17 protein-coding genes and 2 pseudogenes are annotated in these 14,921 nt (G+C 34.0%); 8 read left to right on the top strand and 11 right to left on the bottom strand.

What is annotated here, in order from left to right; all coding sequences use genetic code 11:
- Positions 1 to 106 (top strand): annotated as a pseudogene (locus tag WBY99_RS08415) (dipeptidase PepE); the annotation flags it as partial.
- Position 107: 1 nt separating this feature from the next.
- Here the strand turns inward: WBY99_RS08415 and WBY99_RS08410 are convergent.
- Positions 108 to 518 (bottom strand): acyl-CoA thioesterase, encoded by a 411-nt coding sequence (locus WBY99_RS08410; RefSeq protein WP_423975887.1) that lies wholly within the window; start codon positions 516 to 518, stop codon positions 108 to 110.
- Positions 519 to 652: 134 nt separating this feature from the next.
- Here WBY99_RS08410 and dnaA point away from each other — a divergent pair, with 134 nt between their 5' ends.
- Together dnaA and WBY99_RS08400 are read left to right on the top strand one after the other, a co-directional pair.
- Positions 653 to 2,107 carry a chromosomal replication initiator protein DnaA gene (gene dnaA / locus WBY99_RS08405; RefSeq protein WP_423975886.1) on the top strand — a complete coding sequence of 485 codons (1,455 nt, stop codon included), beginning with the start codon at positions 653 to 655 and terminating at the stop codon, positions 2,105 to 2,107.
- A gap of 90 nt (positions 2,108 to 2,197) precedes the next feature.
- Positions 2,198 to 2,284, top strand: a pseudogene (locus tag WBY99_RS08400) (low molecular weight phosphotyrosine protein phosphatase); the annotation flags it as partial.
- Between the two features lie 186 nt (positions 2,285 to 2,470).
- Here the strand turns inward: WBY99_RS08400 and gap are convergent.
- Both gap and pfkA read right to left on the bottom strand, forming a co-directional pair.
- Positions 2,471 to 3,475, bottom strand: a complete 1,005-nt coding sequence (gene gap / locus WBY99_RS08395) for a type I glyceraldehyde-3-phosphate dehydrogenase (RefSeq protein ID WP_423975885.1) — start codon at positions 3,473 to 3,475, stop codon at positions 2,471 to 2,473.
- A gap of 33 nt (positions 3,476 to 3,508) precedes the next feature.
- Positions 3,509 to 4,495, bottom strand: a complete 987-nt coding sequence (gene pfkA, locus WBY99_RS08390) for a 6-phosphofructokinase (protein ID WP_423975884.1) — start codon at positions 4,493 to 4,495, stop codon at positions 3,509 to 3,511.
- A 163-nt stretch (positions 4,496 to 4,658) separates the two neighbouring features.
- On the opposite strand from pfkA, the gene WBY99_RS08385 reads away from it, so the two are divergent.
- The 4 genes from WBY99_RS08385 (at position 4,659) to WBY99_RS08370 (ending at position 9,516) form a co-directional block, all read left to right on the top strand.
- The gene (locus WBY99_RS08385; RefSeq protein ID WP_423975883.1) at positions 4,659 to 5,012 is read left to right on the top strand and encodes a hypothetical protein; all 354 of its coding nucleotides are present in this window, start codon (positions 4,659 to 4,661) and stop codon (positions 5,010 to 5,012) included.
- 88 nt (positions 5,013 to 5,100) lie between these two features.
- Entirely contained in the window at positions 5,101 to 7,485 is a 2,385-nt protein-coding gene (locus WBY99_RS08380; RefSeq protein WP_423975882.1) for a TonB-dependent receptor, read from the top strand.
- A 10-nt stretch (positions 7,486 to 7,495) separates the two neighbouring features.
- The gene (locus tag WBY99_RS08375) at positions 7,496 to 8,053 is read left to right on the top strand and encodes a hypothetical protein (protein ID WP_423975881.1); all 558 of its coding nucleotides are present in this window, start codon (positions 7,496 to 7,498) and stop codon (positions 8,051 to 8,053) included.
- Between the two features lie 128 nt (positions 8,054 to 8,181).
- Positions 8,182 to 9,516, top strand: coding sequence for a trigger factor (locus WBY99_RS08370; protein WP_423975880.1), 1,335 nt, complete (start codon positions 8,182 to 8,184; stop codon positions 9,514 to 9,516).
- A 71-nt stretch (positions 9,517 to 9,587) separates the two neighbouring features.
- Here the strand turns inward: WBY99_RS08370 and WBY99_RS08365 are convergent, their stop codons facing one another.
- From WBY99_RS08365 to WBY99_RS08355, 3 genes are read right to left on the bottom strand one after another with little or no spacing between them, the layout of a single operon-like run.
- The gene (locus WBY99_RS08365) at positions 9,588 to 10,232 is read right to left on the bottom strand and encodes an MgtC/SapB family protein (protein WP_423975879.1); all 645 of its coding nucleotides are present in this window, start codon (positions 10,230 to 10,232) and stop codon (positions 9,588 to 9,590) included.
- Between the two features lie 24 nt (positions 10,233 to 10,256).
- On the bottom strand, positions 10,257 to 10,841 hold the full coding sequence (locus WBY99_RS08360) for a DUF3109 family protein (protein WP_423975878.1): 585 nt from the start codon (positions 10,839 to 10,841) through the stop codon (positions 10,257 to 10,259).
- A 10-nt stretch (positions 10,842 to 10,851) separates the two neighbouring features.
- Entirely contained in the window at positions 10,852 to 11,757 is a 906-nt protein-coding gene (locus WBY99_RS08355; protein WP_423975877.1) for a DUF6427 family protein, read from the bottom strand.
- Positions 11,758 to 11,799: 42 nt separating this feature from the next.
- On the opposite strand from WBY99_RS08355, the gene WBY99_RS08350 reads away from it, so the two are divergent.
- Positions 11,800 to 12,036 carry a hypothetical protein gene (locus WBY99_RS08350; protein ID WP_423975876.1) on the top strand — a complete coding sequence of 79 codons (237 nt, stop codon included), beginning with the start codon at positions 11,800 to 11,802 and terminating at the stop codon, positions 12,034 to 12,036.
- Between the two features lie 71 nt (positions 12,037 to 12,107).
- Here WBY99_RS08350 and WBY99_RS08345 read toward each other — a convergent pair whose 3' ends face one another.
- The 5 genes from WBY99_RS08345 to WBY99_RS08325 all read right to left on the bottom strand — a co-directional run.
- Positions 12,108 to 12,542 carry a universal stress protein gene (locus WBY99_RS08345; RefSeq protein WP_423975875.1) on the bottom strand — a complete coding sequence of 145 codons (435 nt, stop codon included), beginning with the start codon at positions 12,540 to 12,542 and terminating at the stop codon, positions 12,108 to 12,110.
- Positions 12,543 to 12,599: 57 nt separating this feature from the next.
- On the bottom strand, positions 12,600 to 13,208 hold the full coding sequence (locus tag WBY99_RS08340; protein WP_423975874.1) for a fumarylacetoacetate hydrolase family protein: 609 nt from the start codon (positions 13,206 to 13,208) through the stop codon (positions 12,600 to 12,602).
- Positions 13,209 to 13,216: 8 nt separating this feature from the next.
- Entirely contained in the window at positions 13,217 to 13,798 is a 582-nt protein-coding gene (locus WBY99_RS08335; protein WP_423975873.1) for a hypothetical protein, read from the bottom strand.
- Complete coding sequence (locus tag WBY99_RS08330) at positions 13,788 to 14,156, bottom strand: hypothetical protein (RefSeq protein ID WP_423975872.1); 369 nt, start codon at positions 14,154 to 14,156, stop codon at positions 13,788 to 13,790. Before WBY99_RS08330 ends, WBY99_RS08335 begins: the two co-directional genes overlap by 11 nt.
- 14 nt (positions 14,157 to 14,170) lie before the next feature.
- On the bottom strand, positions 14,171 to 14,921 hold a 751-nt coding region (locus tag WBY99_RS08325), incomplete at its 5' end, for an exonuclease domain-containing protein (RefSeq protein WP_423975871.1).

The raw sequence follows: 14,921 nt of genomic DNA, 5'->3' as shown, positions 1-14,921 counted from the left end.
GATCCGAAGAATCGGAAATCGAATTACCGTAGAAGGAAAGGAGTTTACCAGAATTTTTGAAAAAGATAAAGAACCGTACGAAATAGAATCTGGCACAGAATTATAAATTATTCTTTCCAGTTTTTTTTGATTAATTCCATTAAAAAATCAGGACATTTTACGACTTTATTTATTTTTGAATCGAGGAAGAATAAAGTCGTTTTTGCTTCTGTAATTTTTTCTTTAGAATCATTATAAATTTCATATTCAAATTCGATTCTTACACCGGGAATTTTTTTTATGAAAGTATGAATTTCGAGATTTTGATCATAGAGGGCTGGTTTTAAATACTTAATGCTAAATTCGGATACAGGCAACCAAATTCCTCGTTGTTCAATCTCATTATATGGGATCCCAAGATCACGAAAAAGTTCTACTCGACCGACTTCAAAATAGGTTGCGTAGTTGCCATAATAAACGTATTTCATAGGGTCTGTTTCTGCGTAACGAACTCTAAACGTGTGTGTTGTGTGTATCATTTTAAGTATTAAGTTAATCATACAAATATATTTCTAATTAATCAATAGCACAAAGATTTTTTTTTAACGTTTAAAAATTACATCTTTGTCTTCCCGTCAAAATTAACAAGCGAAGGAGAAATTGCAGTACGAAAATGGATGAAAATTTAACTATAATTTGGGAAAAATGTCTTACGTTTATGAGGGATAACCTCAATGCGGCTGAAGATAATACAGACCTAAAAAAACTCGAAAATTCTTTTGATTTATTGTTTGATAATGTACAACCTGTATCATTAATTAGCAATAATTTAACATTATTGGTTCCGAGTGATTTTTACAAAGAATATATAGAAGATAATTATTTATCGTTGCTTTCTGCTGCGCTGAAAAAAAACATTGGGAAAGGCGTGAAACTTTGGTATTCTGTGATGGAAAATAAACCTTCCGGACAAGAAAAACCCATTACCATGAATATGAAAGGTAAAAGTGTTGCAACTCCCAAAATGCAGGAAACTTTGCCACCCTCATTTTCAGCAAATGTGATTAATCCTTTTGTGGTTCCGGGAATGAAGAAAATTAATATTGATTCTAACTTGAAAGCAGATTTTTCATTTGATAATTATGTCGAAGGAGAAAGCAATAAATTTGCTTCGACTGTAGCAAAATCAATTGCCAAAAGACCAGGAGCAACAGCCTTTAATCCATTGTTTTTGTACGGAGGTTATGGAGTTGGAAAAACCCACTTAGGGCACGCTGTCGGTTTGGAAGTTAAAAATGCCTATCCAGAAAAAGTGGTTCTTTATTTGTCTTCCGAGAAATTTATTCAACAATTCGTTTCTGCAGCGAAAGCACATAAACAGACAGAATTTGCGAATTTTTATCAAATGGTTGATGTTTTAATTATTGATGATATTCAGTTTTTATCTGGGAAAAAATCTACACAGGACAGTTTCTTCCATATTTTCGATTATCTGCACCAGAACGGAAAACAAATTATCTTAACTTCTGATAAAGCGCCGGTTGATATTTTAGATATTCAGGATCGTATTGTTTCGAGATTCAAATGGGGACTTTCTGCGGAAATTAAATCGCCGGATTTTGATACCAGAAGAAAAATTATTGTAGATAAATTAAGTCGTGACGGAATTGTTTTAACAGAAGATATGCTCGATTTTCTTGCATCTGAAGTACAAACAAACGTTCGGGAATTAATTGGAGTAATTAATTCAGTAATCGCTTATTCTACGATTTATAAATCTGAATTGTCACTGGAACTTCTTAAAGAAACCATTAATAAAATTGCTGCCAATCAGAGAAAAGTAATCAATATTCCTTATATTCAGGAAGTTGTTTGCGAATATTTCGGGATTCAAAGAGAGCAATTATTGTCTAAAACGCGTAAAAGAGAAATTGCATTACCAAGACAATTAGCGATGTATTTTGCAAAAGAGTTTACGAATGCTACCTTTAATAAAATCGGTGAGGAAATGGGCGGAAAAGACCATTCTACCGTAATGTACGCTTGTGATACAATTAAAGATGTTTCAAAAATCGATAAAGAAATCAAGAAATACGTAAAAGAATTAACGGAGAAAATCAAACAGTAAAATTGAAAAATATCACATTTTTGCTGCGATAAAAATACAGAACCCTTTCAATTTTTTAAAAGTTGAAAGGGTTTTTAAATACAATAAGTTATGAAAATTTTAATGGTTTGTTTTGGCAATATTTATAGAAGTCCTTTAGCAGAATGGATTTTACAATCTAAACTTTCAGAAAATAAAAGTTTTGAAGAAGGATATAGAAAAAGAAAAGCATTTCGAAATAATCAAATTGAATTGTGATTATTCAATTTTTTTCACTTTATCAAGTTGCGGTTTTGTATTGCAAACGGGATTGACCAAATTCTCCGTATAAAAAAACCTCCCGAAATCGAGAGGTTTTGCTATTTTTCATTAATGAAATTCTGACTATAGAGAAGCAGAATGTACCAACAAATCAGCTAATTTGTTAGAATATCCCATTTCATTATCGTACCAAGAAACGATTTTCACGAAGGTTGGAGATAACATGATCCCAGCATCTTTGTCGAATACTGAAGTTCTTTTTTCACCTACGAAATCCTGAGAAACTACAGCATCTTCGGTGTATCCTAAAATCCCTTTTAATTCACCTTCCGAAGCCGTTTTCATTGCTTGGCAAATTTCTTCATAAGAAGTTGGTTTTTCTAATCTTACCGTTAAGTCAACTACAGAAACGTCTGCCGTTGGAACTCTGAAAGACATTCCGGTTAATTTTCCGTTCAGTGAAGGAATTACTTTTCCTACCGCTTTTGCAGCACCTGTAGAAGATGGGATAATATTGTTCAAAGCAGAACGCCCGCCTCTCCAGTCTTTTACAGATGGTCCGTCAACCGTTTTTTGAGTCGCAGTAGTTGCGTGAACAGTAGTCATCAAACCTTCTACAATTCCGAAGTTGTCGTGCATCACTTTTGCAATTGGCGCTAGGCAGTTGGTGGTACAAGAAGCGTTTGAGAAGATTTTGATATCGTCTGTTAATTCTTTATGGTTTACTCCCATTACAAACATTGGCGTATCATCTTTTGATGGTGCAGAAAGAATTACTTTTTTCGCACCAGCGTTGATATGTGCTTGAGCAGTATCTTTAGAAAGGAATAAGCCTGTAGATTCTACAATATATTCTGCTCCTACTTCGTTCCATTTTAAGTTGTTAGGATCTCTTTCGGCAGTTACTCTGATTCTTTTTCCATTAACGATAAGGTCATTTCCTTCAACAGAAACTTCACCTTTAAATTCACCGTGTACAGAATCATACTTTAACATATATGCCATATATTCAGCATTGATAAGGTCGTTGATTCCTACCACTTCGATGTTTTCTCTTTCGGCCATTGCTCTGAAAACAAGACGACCAATTCTACCGAATCCGTTGATTCCTACTTTGATTGTTGACATAATTTTTATTTTAATATTAAATTTAGTAAATGATTAAATTGCCAGAATTTCTGAAATTTTGAGTAAATCCTGATCCATTTCGTTATGCTTTTTTACGGCCTCTTCGATTGGGGTGTAAACCATTTTATTCGATTGCATTCCGACCATCATATTGGTTTTTCCGTCCATTAATCCGATAACCGCACCATAACCTAAGCGGCTCGCTAAAACTCGGTCTGCGCAACTCGGCGATCCTCCTCTTTGGATATGACCTAAAACGGCAACGCGAATATCATAGCCAGGGAAACCCGCTTGAGTAGCTTTTGCAATATCATAAATGCTGCCTAATTTTTCACCTTCAGCTACAACTACGATACTTGAAGCTTTTCCTGCTTTTTCTGCTCTTTCAAAAGTGGCAAAAAGTTCTTCGATGCTGTCTTTTTTTTCTGGAATTAAAATACCGATTGCGCCAGTTGCCAAGCCGCTGTTTAAAGCAATAAATCCTGCATCACGGCCCATAACTTCTACAAAAAATATTCTGTTGTGAGAAGTAGCAGTATCTCTAATTTTATCGATTGCTTCCATCGCCGTATTCAAAGCGGTGTCGTAGCCAATCGTATTATCGGTTCCGAAAATATCGTTGTCGATCGTTCCGGGAACGCCAATGACATGAATCCCGAATTCTTCACAGAAAATTTTTGCTCCTTTGAAAGTTCCATCTCCACCGATACAAACCATTCCGTCGATACCGTGTTTTACACAGTTGTCATAGGCTTTTTTTCTACCTTCTGGTGTTTTAAATTCTAAGGATCTCGCAGATTTTAAAATCGTACCGCCTTCAGTGATTATATTTTTAACAGAGCGAGGTCCCATTTTCGTAAAATCATCATTGATTAAGCCATTGAAACCTTCTCTGACTCCATAACATTCTATTTTGTAGTGACTTGCGGTTCTTACGACCGCTCTTAACGCTGCATTCATTCCCGGTGCATCTCCGCCTGAGGTGAGAACCACAATCTTTTTCACTGCGCTTTCTTTCATAGTTAAAAATTTCAGCACAAATTTACGAAATCTTCATCAATTAAGTAAGTCTTTATAAGATGAGATTTAACCGTTTTCGAAATGATGAGTAATTTCATTTTTTCATTAATAATGGCTGATATTTTATTTTTCTCTTTCGCTTTAAAAGTCCTAGATTTGCAAAATGTTGAGAAATAAAAAAAGTCAGAAATTTTTAGCATCGCTTTTTGCTGCGGTCTATCTTTTCGTGGCTTTATTTTCTCAAAGTTTTCACAATCATGGAAGTGGTGAAGTATTCAAGGATTTTCACTTTACTAAAGTAGAAAAGACTTTTACAAAATCCCCCGCCGTTGCTCATTATTCAGATTGTCTTTCCTGTCATATTTTGCATGAAGGAAAATATGTCACTTCGCACCACTTTTTCTTTTCAGCAATTTCGATCGAGGATTTTCGCTTAGAAATCTTAACCGCAGAACGAACTTTCAGTCCGCTTGCACTCTTTAATTTCAGGTTGCGTGGTCCGCCGTCTTTCATTTAAAAACAGTTTTTTTTTCGAAATGAATAGTAAGAAGTTGATTATCAGTTTTTTAATTATTCGTGTTTTATTATTTTTAAACTTAATTTAAATGAAATTTACTTTAAATATCATCGCAATCTTTTTTGGATTGCTATTCGCTAGTGCACAAACTTCTTTTACCGTTAAAGGAAAAGTGATTGATTATCACGATAAAGTGCCTTTGAAAAACGCTACAATTACCATTGGGAAATTAACGCAAGTTTCGGATTCCAACGGAAATTTTACTTTTAAAAATTTGCAAAAAGGAAAATATACGCTGATCGCAAATCATCCCGATTGTGAGGCTTTAACAGAAGAACTTACGGTGAATAAAGATGTTGAAATTACCATTCAGCTCGAACATCATATTGCTGATATCGAAACAATTACGCTTCACGGAACGCATAAAAATGTGAATTCCTTAATCGTAAAATCGTTGGATAAAAATGCAATCGACCGAAATTCCACCGAAAATTTAGGAAATATGTTAACCAGTATTTCGGGTGTCGGCGCTTTGAAAACGGGGAATAATATTGCGAAACCAATTATCCATGGACTTTATGGAAGCCGAGTACCCATCATTAATAACGGCGTAAAAATGGCGGAACAGGAATGGGGCGTTGAGCATGCACCGAATATCGACGTGAACCAATTTGATCACGTCGATGTGATTAAAGGAGCTTCTGCTTTAAAATACGGAAGTGACGCCATCGGTGGAGTTGTGGTTTTAGAACCTGCCGTTTACAAAAAGAAAGATACAATCCAAGGAAGTGCGAATCTTGCAGGAATTTCTAATGGACGAGGTATTGGACTTGGAGTCAATTTGCTGAAAACTTGGGAAAATGGCTGGGCAATAAAAACGACTGGCGGATTTAAAAAAATCGGTGATTTGAAAACTCCTGATTATTATTTGATGAATACGGGTTTGCAAAATCAATCATTTGGTTTCACGGTTCAGAATAATTCTTTTCTTCGGGGGATTTCATTTGATTACAGCGTTACCAATCAGGAAATAGGGATTTATAGAGGATCTGATTTAGGAAATTTAGAGGATTTTTATAAAGCTTTAACTTCAGATATTCCTATTTATGAAAGGGATTTTTCTTATGCGATCGACAATCCGAAACAGGATGTTCAACATCATATCGCCAAAATTTCTGCTTTTAAAAGATTTGAAAATTTAGGAAAAATTTCCGTTGATTATAACTTTCAATACAATCATCGAAAGGAATATGATGTGAGAAGAGGCGAACTTGCTCAAATTCCTTCTTTGGATTTGGAATTGTTCACGAACCAAATGAATATCAATGATTTTATTGAGCGTCAATTCTGGAGTTTAGAAACCGGAATTGATCTGAAATATCAATTTAATTATTCCACGCCAGAAACTCAGGCGAGAAGATTGGTGCCAAATTATGATCAATATGCTGGCGGAGTTTATTCCGTTTTTAAATATAAGTTGACACCGAAATTGAGTGCAGAAGCAGGATTGCGATACGATGTAACAAAATATGAAGTCAAAAAATGGTATGATTTAAGCGATTGGGAAAATTTGTATGCAGATGCTTTTCCTCAGTTTTATGTGAAGACCGATGGAAATCGTGTTTTTACGAAACCGAATTTAACCTACAAAAATTTATCATTTAATGCAGGTTTGGATTATCAACCTTCGAAGAATTTTGATGTGAAACTGAATTATGCAAAAGTAGGACGAACACCGAATATTGCGGAACTTTTTGCTGATGGATTGCATCATTCTGCCGCAATTATCGAAGTGGGAAATATGGGAATGAAAAATGAAGACGGCAACCAATTTAATTTGAATATCGACGGGAAATTGAATGTTCTAAAAGGTGCACAAATCACCGTAAATCCTTATTTATTTATCACTAAAAACTTCATTACGGAAATTCCGACTGGGATTCAGAATACGATTCGTGGCGTTTTTCCGGTTTGGTCTTATCAGCAAATTGATGCTAAAATGTATGGTGTAGATGTGGATGCACAATTGAAATTGAATGATCATTTCGAATATCGTGGAAATTTTTCTTACATCAACGGGGAAGACAAAACCAACGATCAACCTTTAATAATGATGGTTCCAACAAATTTTGCAAACAGTTTAGAATTCAAAAATGAGAAATGGAGAAATTTCTATTTTAAAGTTCAGCAACAGACTTTCTTGCATCAGAATAGATTTCCGGAAGATAATCCAACCATCAATATTTTCGAAAACGGAATTGAGGTTGAAAAAACTTTAGATCTTTCTACGCCGCCGCCAACTTATACTTTGTGGAGTTTGCAAACAGGTTTCGACTTTAACAAACATTTTTCTGCTGGTTTAAATGTGACCAATCTTTTTGATACCAATTACAAAGATTATCTTAACAGGATGCGTTATTTCTCGTATGAAATGGGCAGAAATATTGTTTTCAATATTAAATATAACTTCTAAAACCTTAAAAATGAAATCATTAATTAAACTAAAATATATCGCTTTTTTATTAATTACCGTCATTGCAATCAGCTGCAGCCGCGCCGATGAAGATGATGACGTTCTTTCCCAAGAAGATATTTCTAATATTATTTTGAATGTAAAAGATGATGCAACGGGAATTACAACTACTTATAATTACACGGTGAATTCTACTCATAATCCTGAAATTAAATTAACTGACGGAACAACATATACTGTAAATGCAGTTTTTCTTAATGGCAATGAAGACGAGACCCAAAGCATCAAAGAAGCGAAAGATGAACATTTTCTATTGTTTGATTTTCAGAATTCTAATATTAATTTAGAAAGAATCGATGATGAATCTTCTACCAATAGTGACGGAATTAAAATTGGGTTGAAAACAAAATGGACTGTTGTAAAAGCAAAAAACGGAGTGAATCCACAATTGGTTTTAACTTTGATTCATGATCCGGTATCGGTTAGTGTAGGCGAACCAGGAAGAGAGTTCGGTTCTGTAATCGGTGGTGAAACCGATGCGATGGCGACGTATTCAATTTCAAACTAAAAGACTTTCAATCAAAATAAATAAGTGAAGTTTTCTATCCTTTAGGAATGAGGAAAAGAAAATTTCTCCTTTAAAAATAATCAAAAAAAAATTCCTATTTTTGCAACCTAAATTTTCAATACATTAAAATGAACGTTACAGCGACCAACCACGATGAAGTAAGTGCGTTACTTACAGTTACATTAGATAAATCAGATTATAAAGATAAAGTTGAAAAACAATTGCACAACTACGCAAAAAATGCAACAGTTCCTGGATTTAGAAAAGGGAAAGTGCCATTGAGCATGGTGAGAAAGCAATATGAAGCGGGAATCGCTTTTGAAGAAATCAACAAACAGGTTTCTGATGCCTTGAACAATTATGTTACTGATAACAAATTGAGATTGGTAGGTCAGCCGGTTCCACAACCAGTTGATGCATTGGATCACCACGCAGAACAACTTTCAGTAGGTTTTGAAGTTGGTTACGAACCAGAATTCACAATCGATTTAGCAAAATATGAAGCACCTCATTATAAAGTAGAAGCTTCTGAAAAAGAAATCGGACAAAGTATCGAGAACATGCAAAAGCGTTTCGCAGAGCAAGTTCCTCAAGATGCAATCGCTGAAGATTCTACCATTGCTTTAGAAGTAAGTCAAGTAATTGAAGAAGGTGCAGAAGGTGAACATCACCACGCTCCAAAAACTTTCACTATTGATGCTACTAGAAAAGCAGCTTTCGAATTGGTAAAAGCTTTGAAAAAAGAAGAGTCAGTAAAAGTTTCTAAAGCCGATTTAGAGAAAAACGAAGAATTGGCGAAAGAATTAACTTTCAGCAAAGAAGAAGTTGAGCATTTACACCATGACCAAATCGAGGTTAAAGTACAAGATTTCTTCGGATTAAACTTAGCAGAATTAAATCAGGATTTATTCGATAAAGTTTATGGTGAAGGTACCATCAAATCTGAAGAAGAATTGAAAGACAAAGTAAAAACAGAATTGGATGAGTATTTCCAGCAAAACGCTGATGTTCATTTCGTGAATAAAATTTTGGCTCAAATCAATGAAAAAGAAGAAGTAAAACTTCCAGAAACTTTCTTGGTAAAATGGTTAATGTTCAGCAACGAGCACGTAACTTCTGAAGAGCAAGCGAAAGAAATCTTAGAAGCAGAAAAAAATCAGTTGAAATATCAAATCCTTGAAGGGAAATTGATGAATGACAACGAGATTACTTTGGATTATGCAGATGTTTTAGGACAAGCGGAACAATTGGTTCGTAATCAATTAGCGATGTACGGAATTCACCATTTACCAGATGAAGAAGTACAGAAATATGCTGCTGATATGTTGAAAGATCAAGAGCAAGTCCGTCAGATTTCTTCTGAAGTTGGAATGGCGAAACTGAAAGACGTGATCTTAGAAAAAGCAACTAAAAAAGAAACCAAAATCTCTCACGATGAGTTTTTGGAAGAGTTGAAAAAGTAATTTTTTCTTGAATAAATATAAAATCCGTTTCAGCAATGAAACGGATTTTTTTTGTTTTGAAGAAGTGATTTTTAATAATTAAAAGAAACCAGATTTTTATTTTCGATGAGGTAATTTTCTAATTGTTCAATTCCCGAGGAACTGATATGAATATCTACAGTGATTTGTATTAAATGATCTTTTTTTTCAAATGCAACTTCTGTCACTTCTTTTGCAATACTTTTAAGATCATTGAGAATTAATTTCTTATTGGAAATTTGCTCGGTAGAAAGGGTGAATTTCAAAACTTTATTATGATAATGCTGCATATAATGTTTGGTTAGATATTTTGCAGAGTAGATAATAATCAATGCGCAAATTAAAAAAGTAAAAGCAATATAAATTGCGCCAAAGCCAATGGCCATTCCGACTGCAGCTGCAATCCAGATAATTCCGGCAGTCGTTAATCCGTACACATTAAATCCGTTTTTGAAAATAACGCCTGCTCCTAGAAAACCAATTCCGCTTACGATGTACGAAGCAATTCTTGTCGGGTCACCGTTTCCAGCGAGTTTGTAAGAAAGTATTGATAATAAAGTAGAGCCTAAAGTAATCACCGTGATGGTTTTCAACCCCGCCGATTTATCTTTCATTTCTCTTTCAAAACCCAGAATTAATCCGGCAATCAAGGAAATGACCGCTTTGTAAATATCTAAAAGTTCAAAATGTTCAGACATTTTTTATTTAAAGGTATTAATTTTCTACGAACCGTATTCAGCTTTCCATTCGTCAGCTGCATCGCATAATGTTTGGTACCATTCTTCACCATATTTTCTGATGAGTGGTGTTTTTACAAATTTATAGATTGGGACTTTTAATTCTTTTCCCAAAGAACAAGCATCACTACAGATTTCCCATTTGTGATAATTAAGTGCAGTAAAAGTTCGGTATTCATCAACACGAATAGGATAAAGGTGACAGGAAATCGGTTTCTGCCAATCGACTGCACCATCTTCATACGCTTTTTCGATTCCACATTTGGTGATTCCCTTTTCGTCAAAGATGACATAAGCACATTCTTTTCCTTCAACCATCGGTGTTACATAATCATTGTCGCTCGGATCGAGAACCCAAGTTCCTTGCTCTTCAATGGCTTTTACCCCTTCTGGTCTAAGATAGGGTTTTACCTGTTCGAAAATCCTTTCGAGGATCAAGGTTTCATTTTTGTCTAAAGGAGCTCCCACGTCACCTTCTACGCAGCAAGCGCCTTTGCATTTGCTAAGATTGCATACGAATTCTTCAGCAAAGATATCTTCAGAAATTAATTTATCGTCAATTTGAATCATGTTGTTTTTATTAAAAAAAATTAAAATAAGTAGAGAATTTGAAAATAAGCAGCGAAATAATAATAACCCATAAGCCAACTTCCTGAGTCCAATATTTTTTAGAGAAACGAAGCATTCTGCTTAAAATGATGGAAGCTGGTAAAGCCAATAAAAGTAAATATTCGAAAGTATTTCCCATATAAAGGAAAATGGTAATGAGTTGGGCTAAAGAAAAAACAAGTAAAAAAGTGTATTTGAACTTGCTGTTCGGGCTTTTTTTATTAAAGTTTCTGAAATGATCCATTACCGCGTGAATCAGTAAAATTGCCAACGGAGTTAACCATAAAAGATGATCGACATGCGGCTGTAATTTAAATCCGGTAAAAGGAAAGTATGCCGGATTCCAAGAATTCATGCCCAGAAAATAAGCAATTCCAAAATAGGAAAGTGCTACTAATAACATCCCATAAAACAATCGAAAAATATGCAATCCGATACGGTCAGATGTTCCTATGATATGAAAGATAACAAAAATACACATCGGCCAGGTGGTAGGAAGAAAAATAAAGTTGAGCGCAAGAATCGATCCTACTAAAATGTAAGAGAAATTACGAACAGAAATATTATCATTCGTTAATAACAAAAGAATAATCGAATTGGTGAAAAGCGAAACAGCAATTCCGATATCCAAATTCCCTGGATATAAGGCGAAAATAAAGACGGTATATAAAAAAAGAGGCAGATGAGTCTGATAATTCAGCCCAATAGCATTAAAACAAAAGTATCCCAAAGCAACTCCTGCAAAAGTTATTATGGTTGAAATCAGCTCTAAAGTATTGAAGTTTAGAATGTTAAAGCTAATTACGATTAAGAGGAGAATCCCAATATAAACAGGAACTGAAAAAATATTGCTTTCTTTTGAAAGTAATCGAAACATTTTTTATAAATTTGTGCAAAGTTAATTTAAAAAAGGAAAATAATGACGTCTTTCTTCTTATTCTTAAGCAGTGCATTCAAATGGTCTTTCGGATTCTATGATTTCGCAGGAAATGTAATGAACTGGATTTTATTCTTGATCGCATCTGCAATATTTACTTATTGGTGCTATGTTTTAGTTGCTACTTTGGGTGGCGATAAGGATAAAGAATATTTTTCACCAACGGAAGGTAAGCATCCTTATTACGATCCGAAAATTTATAAAAAAGAAAGTAAATAATTGATATCCCATTTACAATACAAAATCCCGAAATTGAAAGATTTCGGGATTTTGTATTATTAAGATTTTCTTTAGTGAATAGGAATTACCAATACCGGAATTGGAGATCGTCTCGTTAACTCTTTGGTTAAACTTCCCACAAATACATCGTACATATTGCTTCTTCCGTGAGAACCCATGACAATATACCCAGCGGTTTTATCTTTTGCATATTCCAAAATAACGTCGCCTGCAACACCTTGTTTTAACAAGTGTTCGCAATCGATACCTTGTGCAATGATGCGTTGTTCAAGGGTGTTCAATTGAACTAATTCTTGTTTTATTTCATTTTGTTCAACCTCTGGGAAATACTGAAATCCCATATCGCCAATCGCAAAACCGATATCAGAAGGTGCCACGTGAATCAGGTTTATTTTTCCGTTCGTTTCTTTTGCAAATTTTATTGCGCCTTCGACTAATTTATCCGTTGCTTCTGAAAAATCTACAGGTAAGATGATGTTTATCATGATATTATTTTTTGTTGAATAAAGTTACAACTATTTATGACATCTTCAAAAACTAAGTTATTGAATCCTTAAATCAAAAACTTTTTTATCCTCCAGAAAAGCTTCAAGTATATCTTTTTCTGCGACTTTTCCAACCCCTTTTGGTGTTCCCGTAAAAATGAAATCGCCCACTTTTAAAGTAAAATATTGCGAGACAAAAGCGATGATTTTTTCAGGCGAGAAAAGCATTAATGAAGTATTTCCATCTTGAACTTTTTCCTTGTTTTTAATTAAAGAAAAATTGAGATTCTTCATATCGAAATCTTGTTTTTTATAAAATTCAGAAATCACTGCGCTTCCGTCAAATGCTTTGGATAATTCCCACGGAAGTCCTTTTGCTTTGAGTTGGGTTTGCAAATCTCTCGCCGTAAAATCGATTCCTAAACCAATTTCGTCGTAATGTTTATCGGCATTTTCTTCCTGAATATATTTTCCGCCTTTCGAAATTTTCAGAACGACTTCCAATTCATAATGAACGTCATCAGAAAATTCAGGAATATAAAAATCGCTTCCTTTTTTCAAAATTGCGGTGTCGGGTTTCATAAAAATCACAGGATTTTCAGGGATTTCGTTTCCTAGTTCTTTCGCATGATCTGCGTAATTTCTGCCGATGCAAATGATTTTCATTGTAAAAATTATTCTGGATTATTAAACATTTTAAATTCCTTTTCAAAAGCTGTTTCACGATCATTCAAATGTTTTCTAAATTCAAGTTGATAATTTTTGTATTTTTTATATTTATCAATTGTGCTCCAACTTTCATCAAGCTTTTTTATTTTGAAATCATTAAAAATTCTTTTCTGAATTATATTGTCAATTGGAATATGGAAATAATCAACATTTTTGGTTATTCCTGGTATTTTTTCATTTCCCAAAAGATAACAATATTTTAAAGTCATATTAATCCATTTTTGCGATTGCCCGATTTTTAATTTAAAATGTTCATTCTCGCACAATTCCTTGGTTTTTCTTTCGTGCCAATCATCAAATTTAGATTGATCGAAATTTGTATTGCAAACTTCATCAATATATTTTAAAAGCTTTGATTCCCAATCGATTTTAATATCATTTTTATTTTCTGTGAAATTTCTTAAAGTTCTATTGAAATCTCGATATGCTCTCCAAATTGCTTTTTTTCGATAATCAGAATGGTCTTTGCTAAAATAAAGAGTAATATAAAAATTGTCTATGTCTTTTGGTTCAAGATTAGTTTTCATCATTCACATTTACCATTAAACACATCATTTTTGTTAATTCAATTGAATTCGATTGTTGAACTAATTCAATTTTCTCGGAATTATTAAGATTGATATTTACATTCATTAATCCATTTTTCCCATCTTCCAAAGAAAAATTTATTATATCAGACTTTTTAAAAGAGAAGTTTTCTACAATACATTTAGCATCCAAAACCCCGCTGCCTTTTGTATAAACTTCACCAATCCTAAGACTTTTAATCGTAATGTTTTCATTTTCTATTGTAATAAAATCTTTTTCAACAAAAGGCAATTCTCCTTGTGATAAAGAGATTTCATATTGATTTTTATCATTATTTACAATTGAAATATTTTCCATAATCTATACTTTTTTTAAAACTTACTTCTCAACTGAATTCCCGTCAAAATTTTCTTCGTATAAAGCGGAAAATCAGCGTTTTGAATCCAACCATAATATCCCAAATCTTTCTGGAAAACGTCTTTTACTTTTTGACCTTTGTATTTTCCGAAAGCGAAAATTTCCTGTTTTTCGTCATCAAAATGAATCATTCCGGCTAAATCTGCAAATTTGGTGTGAAAAGAAAACTCGCTCAAATCAGCAATTTCATTCGGAAGTTCTTCGTAATGACCAACTTGCGCATCCAAAACTTCGAAAGTTGCCAAAACATCAGCTTCCGCAGAATGGGCGTTTTCCAAATCTTTTTTGCAATAAAATTGATAGGCAGCTGTCAAATTTCGAGGTTCCATTTTATGGAAAATCGTTTGTGCATCAACTAATTTGAATTTACTTAAATCAAAATCCAATCCAGCACGCAACAATTCTTCTGCCAAAAGCGGAACATCAAAACGGTTGGAATTGAATCCACCCAAATCGCTGCCCGAAATCATCTCCATAATTTTCGGAGCAATTTCTTTGAAAGTGGGAGCGTTGGCTACTTTTTCGTCGGTAATTCCGTGCACGGCAGTTGATTCTTTTGGAATGGGCATTTCGGGATTTACGAGCCAGGTTTTGCTTTCCCGCGACGCATCGGGATTTACTTTCAAGATGCATATTTCTACGATTCTGTCTTTTGCGACGTTGATTCCGGTGGTTTCTAAATCGAAAACGCAGAATGGTTTATAG

This window comes from Kaistella sp., assembly GCF_049588135.1.
Taxonomy (GTDB): domain Bacteria; phylum Bacteroidota; class Bacteroidia; order Flavobacteriales; family Weeksellaceae; genus Kaistella.
The sequence above is the reverse complement of the archived record's forward strand: the minus strand, read 5'-3'. Positions and strand labels throughout refer to the sequence as shown.

Excerpts from the sequence above, each read along its gene's own strand:
- dnaA (WP_423975886.1), top strand. The coding sequence starts at position 653 with ATGGATGAAAATTTAACTATAATTTGGGAAAAATGTCTTACGTTTATG.
- WBY99_RS08350 (WP_423975876.1), top strand. The coding sequence starts at position 11,800 with ATGACGTCTTTCTTCTTATTCTTAAGCAGTGCATTCAAATGGTCTTTC.
- WBY99_RS08375 (WP_423975881.1), top strand. The coding sequence starts at position 7,496 with ATGAAATCATTAATTAAACTAAAATATATCGCTTTTTTATTAATTACC.
- WBY99_RS08345 (WP_423975875.1), bottom strand. The coding sequence starts at position 12,542 with ATGATAAACATCATCTTACCTGTAGATTTTTCAGAAGCAACGGATAAA.
- WBY99_RS08360 (WP_423975878.1), bottom strand. The coding sequence starts at position 10,841 with ATGATTCAAATTGACGATAAATTAATTTCTGAAGATATCTTTGCTGAA.
- gap (WP_423975885.1), bottom strand. The coding sequence starts at position 3,475 with ATGTCAACAATCAAAGTAGGAATCAACGGATTCGGTAGAATTGGTCGT.
- WBY99_RS08370 (WP_423975880.1), top strand. The coding sequence starts at position 8,182 with ATGAACGTTACAGCGACCAACCACGATGAAGTAAGTGCGTTACTTACA.
- WBY99_RS08410 (WP_423975887.1), bottom strand. The coding sequence starts at position 518 with ATGATACACACAACACACACGTTTAGAGTTCGTTACGCAGAAACAGAC.
- WBY99_RS08355 (WP_423975877.1), bottom strand. The coding sequence starts at position 11,757 with ATGTTTCGATTACTTTCAAAAGAAAGCAATATTTTTTCAGTTCCTGTT.
- WBY99_RS08330 (WP_423975872.1), bottom strand. The coding sequence starts at position 14,156 with ATGGAAAATATTTCAATTGTAAATAATGATAAAAATCAATATGAAATC.
- WBY99_RS08365 (WP_423975879.1), bottom strand. The coding sequence starts at position 10,232 with ATGTCTGAACATTTTGAACTTTTAGATATTTACAAAGCGGTCATTTCC.
- WBY99_RS08335 (WP_423975873.1), bottom strand. The coding sequence starts at position 13,798 with ATGAAAACTAATCTTGAACCAAAAGACATAGACAATTTTTATATTACT.
- WBY99_RS08340 (WP_423975874.1), bottom strand. The coding sequence starts at position 13,208 with ATGAAAATCATTTGCATCGGCAGAAATTACGCAGATCATGCGAAAGAA.
- WBY99_RS08385 (WP_423975883.1), top strand. The coding sequence starts at position 4,659 with ATGTTGAGAAATAAAAAAAGTCAGAAATTTTTAGCATCGCTTTTTGCT.
- WBY99_RS08380 (WP_423975882.1), top strand. The coding sequence starts at position 5,101 with ATGAAATTTACTTTAAATATCATCGCAATCTTTTTTGGATTGCTATTC.
- pfkA (WP_423975884.1), bottom strand. The coding sequence starts at position 4,495 with ATGAAAGAAAGCGCAGTGAAAAAGATTGTGGTTCTCACCTCAGGCGGA.